This window comes from Aequorivita capsosiphonis DSM 23843, from assembly GCF_000429125.1.
GTDB classification, from domain to species: domain Bacteria; phylum Bacteroidota; class Bacteroidia; order Flavobacteriales; family Flavobacteriaceae; genus Aequorivita; species Aequorivita capsosiphonis.
In genome coordinates this window covers 107207-119417 of the sequence record NZ_KE386849.1, presented here as the reverse complement: position 1 = coordinate 119417, position 12211 = coordinate 107207, and the positions used below count along the sequence as shown (strand labels likewise).

General features: G+C 36.5%; 10 protein-coding genes. 9 read left to right on the top strand and 1 reads right to left on the bottom strand.

Translation table 11 applies throughout. The annotated features are described in order from the left end of the window. Positions 1–109 precede the first annotated feature (109 nt). On the bottom strand, positions 110–526 hold the full coding sequence (locus G440_RS0116140) for an endonuclease domain-containing protein (RefSeq protein WP_245574880.1): 417 nt from the start codon (positions 524–526) through the stop codon (positions 110–112). A gap of 1319 nt (positions 527–1845) precedes the next feature. Between G440_RS0116140 and G440_RS0116135 the strand changes: the two genes are divergently transcribed. The 9 genes from G440_RS0116135 (at position 1846) to G440_RS0116100 (ending at position 12182) form a co-directional block, all read left to right on the top strand. Continuing rightward, positions 1846–2502, top strand: coding sequence for a PglD-related sugar-binding protein (locus G440_RS0116135; RefSeq protein WP_026452237.1), 657 nt, complete (start codon positions 1846–1848; stop codon positions 2500–2502). A gap of 53 nt (positions 2503–2555) precedes the next feature. After that, positions 2556–3860: a polysaccharide pyruvyl transferase family protein gene (locus tag G440_RS0116130; protein WP_026452236.1), complete on the top strand. Its 1305-nt coding sequence runs from the start codon at positions 2556–2558 to the stop codon at positions 3858–3860. Beyond that, positions 3857–5083: a WbqC family protein gene (locus G440_RS21045; protein WP_084426850.1), complete on the top strand. Its 1227-nt coding sequence runs from the start codon at positions 3857–3859 to the stop codon at positions 5081–5083. The genes G440_RS0116130 and G440_RS21045 overlap by 4 nt, the downstream gene beginning before the upstream one ends. Next, complete coding sequence (locus G440_RS20235) at positions 5080–6090, top strand: glycosyltransferase family 2 protein (protein WP_051285438.1); 1011 nt, start codon at positions 5080–5082, stop codon at positions 6088–6090. Before G440_RS21045 ends, G440_RS20235 begins: the two co-directional genes overlap by 4 nt. A gap of 47 nt (positions 6091–6137) precedes the next feature. Continuing rightward, the gene (locus G440_RS0116115; protein ID WP_026452235.1) at positions 6138–7934 is read left to right on the top strand and encodes an ABC transporter ATP-binding protein; all 1797 of its coding nucleotides are present in this window, start codon (positions 6138–6140) and stop codon (positions 7932–7934) included. A gap of 349 nt (positions 7935–8283) precedes the next feature. Then, positions 8284–10080 carry an ABC transporter ATP-binding protein gene (locus G440_RS0116110; protein WP_026452234.1) on the top strand — a complete coding sequence of 599 codons (1797 nt, stop codon included), beginning with the start codon at positions 8284–8286 and terminating at the stop codon, positions 10078–10080. Between the two features lie 220 nt (positions 10081–10300). Next, positions 10301–11344 (top strand): dTDP-glucose 4,6-dehydratase, encoded by a 1044-nt coding sequence (gene rfbB, locus G440_RS0116105; protein ID WP_026452233.1) that lies wholly within the window; start codon positions 10301–10303, stop codon positions 11342–11344. Between the two features lie 135 nt (positions 11345–11479). Next, the gene (locus G440_RS21040; RefSeq protein WP_084426847.1) at positions 11480–11659 is read left to right on the top strand and encodes a four helix bundle protein; all 180 of its coding nucleotides are present in this window, start codon (positions 11480–11482) and stop codon (positions 11657–11659) included. A gap of 139 nt (positions 11660–11798) precedes the next feature. Then, positions 11799–12182: a GxxExxY protein gene (locus tag G440_RS0116100; RefSeq protein ID WP_026452232.1), complete on the top strand. Its 384-nt coding sequence runs from the start codon at positions 11799–11801 to the stop codon at positions 12180–12182. The last annotated feature ends 29 nt before the right edge of the window (positions 12183–12211 follow it).

The following is a 12211-nucleotide window of genomic DNA, read 5'->3' as shown; positions in this document are numbered from 1 at the left end:
AACACTTTTTAATGGCTAGCCGTATCTAGCTCCCTTTAGGGCGGGGGGTAAAGCCTGCCCCAAAGGTGAGGATGACAAACACGAACACCTTTTTAAAAGCTAGCCGAATCTAGCTCCCTTTAGGATCGCCAGACATTTCTGAAATATATTGTTTCAAATCTTCCAATACCTTTTCAATTGTGTTAATAACCTCCATATTAGTGAAGCGAATTAAGTGAAGATCTTGAAACTTTAAAAGGACTTGCCGTTCTATATCTTTATTGATTTGAGCAGTTTTCTGATGGTATTCTCCATCGATTTCAATTATTAAGCTTAATTCATGGCAATAAAAGTCTACGATATAAATATGGATTGGATGTTGCCTTCTGAATTTGTGCCCTTGAAACTGCTTGTTTCTTAAATACTCCCATAATATTTTTTCAGCGATAGTCATATTTAGACGAAGATTTTTTGCCTTAATAAAGGAACTTGGTGGAGCTCCTTTATGCATCCCCAGATCTCGATATAAATTTTGGCCATCTTTCATTATTTGAGATAAAAAATGCTTGACTCTGAATAGAACTAAGATAAGAAAAATTATTCGGTGCATTTGTAATTTATTTCTATCTTATGCTTTGACCCCCGCGCCCCATGCCCCCCGTCCCCTAAACGGGAGTATAAAGATTCGGAACACTTTTTAATAGCTAGCCGTATCCAGCTCCCTTTAGGGCGGGGGGTACGTCCTGACCCCCGCCCCCTAAAGGGGAGAATAAAAATTTCGAACACTTTTTAATGGCTAGCCGTATCTAGCTCCCTTTAGGGCGGGGGTACATCCTGCCCCCGTCCTCTAAAGGGGAGTATAAAGATATTCGGAACACTTTTTAATGGCTAGCCGTATCTAGCTCCCTTTAGGGCGGGGGGTATGTCCTGACCCCCGTCCCCTAAAGGAGAGTATAAAAATTTCGAACCCATTTTAATAACTAGCCGTATTCAGCTCCCTTTAGGGCGGGGGGTACGTCCTGACTCCCGTCCCCTAAAGGGGAGCATAATGATTCCGAACACTTTTAATGGCTAGCCGTATCCAGCTCCCTTTAGGGCGGGGGGTACGTCCTGCCCCCGTCCCCTAAAGGAGAGTATAAAAATTCCGAACCCATTTTAATGGCTAGCCGTATCCAGCTCCCTTTAGGGCGGGGGGTACGTCCTAAGCCCCGTCCCCTAAAGGGTTGTATAAATATTCCGAACCCATTTTAATAACTAGCCGTATCCAGCTCCCTTTAGGGCGGGGGTAAAGTCTCTCCCCTTTAGTGGAGATTGAAAAAAGCAGTAAATATTTAAACTCTTAAAACCATGTTAATTTAATGAATTCTGTATCTTTGAACATTTATTAGCGCGACGGTTAAGTATAAAAGCAACTTTTAATTAAACACAGGAGTTCTTGGTGATGGTGATGCAGTGGCGTAGTTTTGGAAAAACATGGAATCAAATATATTTCGTTTCAATTTTCCAAAGTAATAGGTAATAAGTAAAGAGAATTAATAATGAAAACACTTATTTTTTAATCTAAACATATGCATTTTGAAGGATATTCTTAAAACCTAGTGGACATTATAGGGCGGAACTTCTCAATTTCGCAGTTTTAGTATTATAAGATTTAAGAAAAAAAGAATTAGTTTTAATTTTGATGCAACAAGACTTAACCAATACATATCTTAGAAAGATTAGATTTATAAGGCTAATAGCTGTTTTTTCCATCTTACTCAACCTAAACAAACTAAAATGTTCTTTCGCTCAATTTGTTTAGACATTTATTTAATCTATCCCCAGATCATTTTTTAACCAAACTTATTTGCAAGCAAACAAAATACAATGGAGAAAGTTATAATATATGGTACTGGACGTCACGCAGAGTTGGTAGCTCACGAAATGATGAAAAATAAGCTTCACGAAGTGGTAGCCTTTACCGTAAAAAAAGAATACTTGGATAAGTCTGAACTTAATGGATATCCAGTGGTTCACTATGAAGATATTTTGAACACTTATCCCCCAGAAAAGTTTAAAATGTTTATAGCCGTAGGGCCGCAAAATGTAAATCGGGTCAGAGAAGAGCTTTTTCAAGATGCCAAGAAATTGGGATACAGTTTCGTAAATTGTATCTGGCCTATTCCTAACTTTCCTGAAGATCTTATTCTTGGAGAAAATGTATATATTGGGGTAGAAACTGCCATTTCAAATTTTGTTGAAATCGGTGATAATACAACAATCATTGGTTCAAAGATAGGACATCACTGCAAAATTGGTGATAACTGCTTTATTTCTGTTGGTATATTGGCTGGTAACGTAAAATTGGAGAAAAATGTCTTTATAGGTTTAGGATCCGTGATTGGGCCAAATATAACTCTTAGAGAATATACTATTGTCGGAATGTTATGTGCAATTTCTAAAAGTACTGATCCTGCTTCCGTTTATTTGAACAAAACTACTCAAAAACAAGAATTTGATTCATCTAAACTAAAACTCTTATAAATCTGAAATTAGGAGAAAAAAATCCATTCCGCAATCAGTCAATAAACTCAACAATGAATATATTTATCTTCGGTCAATCTACAGTGCATTGGGGTAGAATAGAATTCGGGAACATCGGCAATTATTATATTGTTGAGCCCGCCATCAGGATGCTACATAGTACTTTCCCAGATTCCAAAATTAAAACAACTTTACAATTGTCTGAACGATTTTGCATTGACGAGAATGTTGAAGTCGTCCCTATGGAATGGTATTATGGGTTTAATGAAAATGATCTGTCCATAGCTCAAAAAGAATATCAACGTGCGTTGGAGTATCATAACGGAAATCCACTATCAGAAACAACTTCTTTTATGGATGCTGTAATGGAAGCAGATTTGATAATCGATTTCAGCGGCGATATTTGGGGAGATAATGCAGATTTTTTAGGGAAAAATCGTTTTTTAGTGGGTTTATACAAGGATAGAACAGCGCAGCTTCTAGGGAAAAAAACCGTAATGATGGCAGGCTCTCCTGGGCCTTTTAGCCAAGGAAAAAATCTCGATTTTGCAAAAGAGGTTTTTGAAAACTTTGATTTGGTGACCAATAGAGAAAGTTTTAGTAGGAAGATTTTAGAAGATAATGGTTTTAACTTAAGCAAACTAAAAGACTTAAGCTGTCCTTCTTTTTTATTTGAACCAAAGAAAAATTTAAAAATTGCGGAAATCCATTCCTTGCTAAATCGAGAAAAACTGAATTTAGTGGTAGGCGTTATTCTCTGTGGATGGAATTTCCCCACACAGACATTTGATACCTCAAAGAGGAAAGATTCGGACTATGATTTCATAGTAAATCCGCTGATAAAATTTCTGAATGAAAATCAGGAAGTGAAATTATGTTTGATGTCTCACTCCAACGGATTTATCCCTAATGAAAAACCCTTTCGTCTTATTCACGGTAGGGATTACGAAAATATCAAACAGTTGGAAGAAATTTTGTCCCAAAAAGGCTATTCAAATAGAATCTTTACACTTGACGAGGTCTATGATCCTTGGACAACTAAAGCTATTATAGGGAATTTTGATATGTTGATCAGCGGGAGAATTCACGGTGCGGTGGCTGGATTGAGCCAGAAAATTCCTACGGTAATTATAGAATATGGAAATGGTCCTGATGCACATAAGCTAAAAGGCTTTGCAGAGGAAGCAGCCATGTTAGATTATGTTGCTGACCCCAATAAAAGCGAAGATATATATGAGAAAATACAAGATTGTATTCAGCATTTAAAACTAATAAAAGAAAAACTTGACCAGCAAATCCCAATAGTAGAAGAAAAGTCCAAACAAAACTTTAAGCTTTTAAAACATCTTTTCGAATGAAGAAGATCGGAATCATGCAACCCTATTTTTTACCCTATATCGGTTATTTTCAACTGATGAATATGGTAGATGAATTTGTTATTTACGATAACATCGAATTTTCAAGAGCCAGTTGGATTAGAAGGAATCGCATGCTTCAAAATGGAAAGGATGCTTATTTTATTTTACCGGTTAAAAAAGATTCAGATTTTTTGGATGTAGATCAGCGCTATTTAGTAGCTGATTTTAAAACAGAAGGAGCGAAGCTTCTAAGAAAGGTTGAGGCTAATTATAGGAAAGCACCTTATTTTGACACCTTCTTCCCGCTGGTTGAAAAAATTATATGTTTTGAAGACCACAATTTATTTAATTATATTCTACATAGTGTAGAGACGATTAAAGAGTACTTAGAAATTAAAACACCGATAAAAGTATTTTCTAAAATCGGTAAAGAAATTAACCAACTCAAAGCGCAGGACAAGGTGATTGGCGTTTGTAAAGCCTTGCATGCAACGCATTATATCAACTCGGTTAGTGGAGAAGAACTGTATAGTGTTGAAGATTTTGCGAATGAACAAATAAAACTCTGTTTTTATAAGACCAAAAATGTTGAATACCCACAATTTGACCAAGCCTTTGTTCCCTTTTTATCCATTTTGGATGTTTGTATGTTTAACAGTGTCGATCAAATTCAAACTTATTTAAAAGAATATCAAATCATCTCTCCAACAATGAAAAATTATTCCTTCAACAAATCGAATGCTCAACAGATTCAGGAGCATCTATGGCGTGTAGATAAAGATTTTAAGCCTGCTTTACACACCTATGTTGACATTGATACTTATGCACAAAAATTAGCAGATAGCGCTGTTCGATTAGAGTATTTTGTAGAAGAAAGATTAATCGGCTTGATGGCTAGTTATTACAATACAGAAAAACAGTTCCTTTTTATTACCAATTTCAGTATTGAGAGACAATATCGCGGTCAAGGGATGGAGTTGATCATTGGGCTTTTAAACTATTTAGAGGATCAAGATTCAGAAGTTTCGCCAGAAATACAAGTCCTTGGTCGCGATTTTGCAAAAATACTGTTCCATAATTTAGAAGGGAAAAAAATACCCATTTCAAGCCTGCACACCGAAGTGCGAAATGCCAATCAAATATTAATCTTTTTTTATAAGAAATTAGGTTTTTACGAATTCAAAAAAGATCAAAAATCCACTTACTTGATTAAGGAAATATGAAAAAACCGCTAGTTTCCATACTCTGTGTCACCTACAATCACGAAAAGTACATTCGCCATTGTCTCGAAAGTTTAGTGAGCCAAAAATGTGACTTTCTTTTTGAAATTTTAATTCACGATGATGCCTCTACAGATGCCACACAAACTATTATTAAAGAGTTTCAACATAAATACCCTGAACTAGTCAAACCCATTTTACAAACGGAAAATCAATGGTCCAAGAAAGCTGGGGGTATTAACCTACGGTTTAATTATCCAAGGGCTAAGGGAAAATATATAGCGCTTTGTGATGGAGATGATTACTGGATAGGAGAGGATAAGCTACAAAAACAAGTCGCGTTTTTAGAATCAAACCCCGATTATTCATTGGTTTGTGGCGCTTTTAATCTGATTCAAAACGGGGAAGAAAAATCAGTGATAAAAACCAGTTTGGTCTCTCCTGAAAAAGAAGATGAAAAAGGTTTTTACTTTGATTTGGGAGATTTAATAAAACACTGGTTTATAAGGCCTTCTACTGTTTTATTTCGAAACCTACCCGATGGGGCAAAAGTATTGGACGAGTATGAGTTCTCTTTTGACGTTCATCTTTTCTATCATCTTTTAAAAGCCAAAAATGCATATTATAGTAAAGAAATCTTAGCGGGTTATAACCGGCATTCAGGCGGAGTTTATAGCGGTAGGAGACCTCAAGATTTATTGCTAGTTCATTATTATATCTTTAAAGAGATATATGAAAAAGATAAAAACGAATTTGTAAGAGAAAAGTATTTAGACATTTCCTACAAGCTTATCAATCTAAGGGTTTCTGGATTAATGTCTACCCGAAAGATAAGTACCCCAGAGCTCAAAAATAGAAATGTAGAGGCAAGAACGCTATACAAAGAAATCAAACCTTTACTGAAGACTAAGAAAGAACGAAAGAAATTAAATAAAAGCTTAATACCTTTACAGCTTAAACTTTTGAAAACCAAGTTTTCAAAAATATTCTCTCGGGGTAGGAATAATTAAATAATTTCATTGAATAGGTTTTGTTAAACCTATCATTAACTATAGATATGAGCAATTCCAAAGGAGTTTTTAAAGAATACACATCCGGGTTTTCTTTTTTCTACGCCCATCTCGGTAATAAGGTGTTTTTAATCTTACTCGTTAGTCTTCTCACCAGTGTTTTGGATGCCTTGGGATTATCGATGTTTTTGCCCTTGTTGCAAATGCTCAATCAAGAAGGAGGCGTCGATCCATCTGTTATGGGAAAAATAGGCTTTCTGGTGGAAGGCATTCGAAATATTGGTATTAACCTTAGTTTGACCAAGATTATACTCGTTATGTTGGTCTTTTTTATCCTAAAAGGAATTGTAAAATACTTCGGTAGTATCTACTTTATTATTTTACAACAGGCATTTATCAGAAAAATCAGAGTTTTCTTATTAAGAGGATTGAACGAAATCAGTTTTAAAGAATTTATATTAACTGATTCAGGTCGTATTCAAAACACTTTAAGCGGGGAGGTTGATCGGGTTTCCAATGCTTTTACCACTTATTTTGGAACACTTAAAAACGCTTTAATGGCATTGGTATATCTTGGATTCGCCTTCCTTATCAATCCTGGATTTGCTCTTTTAGTGATTGTCTTTGGTATTATTTCACATTTTTTATTCAAAATAATTTATAGTCGCACTCGGAAAGCTTCCAGAAGCTTAACTGAGCAAAACCACGTTTTTCAGGGTCAGATTATTCAACATGTAGCGCATTTCAAATATTTACGTTCCACTGGAATGATCGAAAAATTCACCAAAAAGCTGGAAGAAACCATCTTCTCCATAGAAGCCTCCCGAAAACGATTGGGGATGCTGTCCAGTATAGGAGGTGCGGTGATAGAACCGGTCGTGATTGTTGTATTGGCAGTTGTTATGTGGGTACAATTTTATTTTTTCGGAGGTACTTTGAGTACGGCTATGGTTAGTTTGCTCTTCTTCTATAGGGCTTTGACTTCCTTAATCGGACTTCAAGCGCAGTGGAATACCTTTTTAAAAGTCTCGGGTTCCTTAGAAAATATTGAATCCTTTAGCGACACCTTAAGGCAACATCAGTTTACCGATGGTAAAATTGCTTTCAAAACGTTTAAAAGCGGAATCTCCATAGAAAACCTCCATTTTTCTTATGGATCAAAACCAATTTTAAAAGAGATAAATCTTGAAATCTCAAAAAATGAAAGCATCGCTTTTGTCGGAGAAAGCGGTAGCGGTAAAACTACCCTTATTAGTTTGATTACCGGTCTTTTACATCCTGGTAGTGGAAGTATTAAAATAGAAGGCATTTCACTAAGTGATTTTCAATCTAAGACTTACCAAAAACGCATCGGTTACGTCAGCCAAGATCCAGTGATTTTTGATGACAATCTCTTTAACAATGTGACTTTTTGGGACTCAAAAACACCTGAAAATCAACTTCGTTTTGAGGAAAGCATCCAAAAAGCCTCTTTAGAAGAATTCATGCAAGAACTGAATGAACGAGAAAATACCATTTTAGGCAACAATGGCATCAATTTGAGCGGCGGACAAAGACAAAGAGTCTCTATTGCAAGAGAACTTTATAAGGACATTGACTTATTGATTTTGGACGAGGCCACTTCGGCTTTAGACTCTGAAACCGAAAAAGCTATCCAAAGCAGCATCGAAGCCTTACAAGGAAAATACACCCTGCTTATAGTTGCCCATCGTCTCTCGACTATCCGCAACACAGACCGAATTGTATTTATGGACAAAGGGAAAATTGTAGATGTGGACTCTTTTGAAAAATTGATTCAGAAACAAGATAGGTTTAAAAAAATGGTAGAATTGCAGGAATTGTGATGAAGTAAACAGTCTGGAAACGTCATTACCTTTTGACTGCGCTCAAAGACAAAAAGAGCCGAGATCGGTCATCGAGCGAAGCGCTGTGCTTAGCTTGTCGAAGTGCCGAGATGGAGGCTCTCCCCAATCCTAATTCTAAAAAAAAAATCAGCAACTTAGCATAAGCTTTAAACATTTTTATTTTTCAGATGATTGATCTCTCACATCTCATGTCTCAAATCTCACCTCTCGTCAATTACAAATTACTAGCATCTAGCAGTCTATTTATTTCATAAACACAGATTATCTTATTAAAAATGTATAATTTCGCGGCTGATTCAAAAAGAATAAATAACAACGAAGCCAGTTCATGCAAAAGCTAAAAGATTTAGTAAAAAAGTACTTTAAGGACTTTACCTTTTTCTACAGATACCTTCGTAGCAAGATTTTTATTGCTTTTATCCTTAGTATTGCCGTGAGTTTTCTGGACGGCTTGGGATTGACCATGTTTATTCCTTTGCTACAAGTAGTAGAAGATGGCGGCTTAGCCAATCCTGACGAAATGGGGCAATTAGGCATATTTATCAAAGCAATTCAAGGCTTAGGCATTCCCATGACTTTGGTTGGCGTGTTGATCATGATGATGGTCTTCTTTGTTCTCAAAGGAGTCGCCACTTATATGAGGAGTATTTATCTCGTTATCCTATTACAAAGCTTTAATCGTAAAATTAGACTCAACCTCCTAACTCTTCTAAATCGATTGGATTTTAAACGCTTTATCTTGTCTGATGTAGGGCGTATTCAAAATACAATGACAGGCGAGGTAGGGAGAGTTTCGCTTGCCTTTGCCAATTATTTTCATACTTTTCAGCAAGCCGTTATGGTGCTGGTTTATATTGGTTTTGCCTTTATGGCTGATCCACAGTTTGCGGTATTGGTAACCATTGGCGGGGTCTTAACTAATTTTCTATACCAGTTTATTTACAAACGTACCAAAGGGGCTTCTCGAGAATTGACACGTTACAACTCTACTTTTCAAGGACAAGTTATTCAGCATGTCGGACATTTTAAATATTTGAAAGCCACCGGTATGGTTAACGAATACGGTGAGAAGCTAAAGGAAACCATTTTTAATATTGAAAAATCTCTAAGACGCATTGGCTCATTAAACAGTATTGCCACCGCCGCACGTGAACCTATGTTGGTGATTATTATAGCGGTTGTTATTTTTATTCAAGCCACTTTCTTTGGTGGTAATATAGGTGTGATCTTAATTAGTTTATTGTTTTTTTATAGAGCGCTCAGTTCGTTAATGGCATTGCAGGGCTATTGGAATTCCTATATGGCTGTTTCCGGTTCCATTGAAAATATGCAGGATTTCCAAAAACACTTAGAAGCTGGAAAAGAAAAAACTGGAAAAACTACTATTAAGAGTTTGGATAAAAAAATAACCATCGAGCATGTCAATTTTGCGTATGGAGAAGAACAAATTTTAAACGATATCAATCTCGAGATTAAACGCAATGAAAGCGTGGCCTTTGTAGGAGAAAGCGGTAGTGGTAAAACCACTTTGGTCAACCTGATCGCAGGTCTTTTACCAGAAAGTCAAGGCCGCATTTTGATTGATGAAATCCCGTTAAAAGAAATAAATAAAGAAAGCTATCAAAAACGGATTGGTTATGTAAGTCAAGATCCGGTGGTTTTTAATGACACCATTTATAACAATGTAACTTTTTGGGCCCCACCAACCCCTGAAAACCTTAAACGCTTTGAGCGCAGTGCGCAACAAGCTGCACTCGCTGATTTTCTAAATGAGTTGCCAAACGGAAAAAATACTGAACTCGGTAATAACGGTATCAACCTCAGTGGCGGACAGAAACAACGAATCTCCATCGCCAGGGAGTTGTTTAAAGAAATTGATATCCTTATTCTGGATGAAGCTACTTCTGCCCTCGATTCCGAAACCGAAAAAGCAATTCAAGAGAGTATTGATGCCTTACAGGGTCAATACACCATTCTTGCTGTTGCACACCGTCTCTCTACCATCCGCAATGCAGATCGTATCGTCTTTATGGATAAGGGGAAAATCCTGGATGTGGATCATTTTGATGCCCTCGTACAGAAACAAGATAGATTTCGGAAGATGGTGGAGTTGCAGGAATTGTAAATTGAAAAGCGATATTTTGAGTGTAATAGGATTAAGCTAATCTTGTAAAATTAAGTTCTATGTGAAATGGCAATTCCTATTATTCTTTAGCCTAATAGACTTATTACAATATCGTTACCAGAAACACGTTTCTTCTTCTACTAATAATATCCAAACCCTAGTTAAACACTTTATAGCTCTCTCAAGTTTCATTACATTTGCTTTCTTGAAATAGCCAAACATGAAAAAAATCATAATTACTGGAGGTGCGGGATTTATTGGTACCCATGTGGTACGCCGCTTCGTAAAAAAATATCTCGATTGCAAAATTATAAATGTTGACAAGTTAACCTATGCTGGAAATCTTACCAACTTAGAAGATCTTGAACATGCTGAAAACTATCAGTTTATCAAAGGAGATATTGTCGATGCTAATTTTGTGCACGAACTATTTGAAACCCATCAGCCTGATGGCATCATCCACCTCGCGGCAGAATCTCATGTAGATCGATCCATTAGTAATCCGTTGGAATTTGTGATGACCAATGTTGTGGGCACTGTAAATCTTCTCAATACGGCCAAAAGCTCCAAAAATCCAAACTTTAGATTTTATCACATATCGACCGATGAGGTTTATGGGGAATTAGGGGCAGAAGGATTGTTTACCGAAGAGACCAAATATGACCCACATTCTCCGTATTCGGCCTCCAAAGCAAGTTCAGATCATTTTGTACGTGCTTACCACGATACCTATGGTTTGGATATAGTTATTTCAAACTGCTCCAATAACTATGGGGCACATCAATTTCCAGAGAAACTGATACCATTGGCTATAAATAATATCAAAAATAACAAAGCCGTGCCTATTTATGGGGACGGACTAAATGTGAGAGATTGGTTGTGGGTAGAAGATCATGCACGAGCAATTGAAGAAATATACTTTAAAGGTAAAACTGGAGAAACTTATAATATAGGCGGGCATAACGAATGGACCAATCTAGATTTGATCCATGTACTCTGTAACCTGATGGATGAAAAACTCAATAGACCGAAAGATTCATCCAAAGAATTAATTACTTTCGTAAAAGATCGTGCCGGCCATGATGCACGTTATGCCATTGATGCCAGTAAAATAGCAAATGAATTAAATTGGAAACCAAGCCTACAATTCAAAGAAGGACTTTCAAAAACTATTGATTGGTATTTGGAAAATGAAAAGTGGATGGAGCGAGTAACGAGTGGAGCGTATAAGGAGTATTATGAGAAAATGTATGACGCTAATTAAATGAATTGATGCTAATAGGCGCGAATTAGGCGAACGGGGCGAATTGGCGAAAAGGGCGATGGGGCGAATCAGGCGACTGGGCGAAGTAGCGAATTAGGCGAAAGGGCGAATTAAGATATAGTGAGAATATTATAAATGGAGAAAATTAGTACACATAGGGATTTAAAAGTATACCAACTATCTTTTAAAGGAGGGATGGCTATTTTTCACTTGACCAAGATTTTTCCAAAAGAGGAAAGGTATTCTTTGACTGATCAAGTAAGACGTTCGTCACGTTCAGTTTCTGTTAACTTAGCTGAAGCATGGCGGAAATAGATGCGAATTATACGAATTAATGCGAATTTATGCGATGGGGCGAAATGGCGAGTTAGGCGATGAGGCGAATGGGCGAGTTAGGCCTCTTAGTATTTGGATGAATTATTTGAAATGACGATAATACGATATAATATGGATTATGCCAGAAATAATTTATAAGGAGGAGAGCTATAAGATTATTGGTGCTTGTATGAAAGTGCATTCGGCATTGGGCCCGGGTTTTTTTGAAGCCGTATATCAGGAAGCATTGGAACGGGAGTTTGGGAATCAAAATATTCCATTTAAAAAAGAGGTTGTTCTGGATTTGTTTTACGAAGAAAAGAAACTAAAGAAAAAATACCGCGCTGACTTTATCTGTTATGACAAAATTATAATTGAATTAAAAGCAGTAAACAACGTTCCATTTATCTTTTATCAGCAGGTGAAAAACTATTTAAAAGCTACAAACTATAGATTGGGCATTTTAGTAAACTTTGGAGAACCATCGTTGAATTATAAAAGAATATTAAACAAAACAAGTTAACACAATTCGCGTAATTCGCACAATTCGCA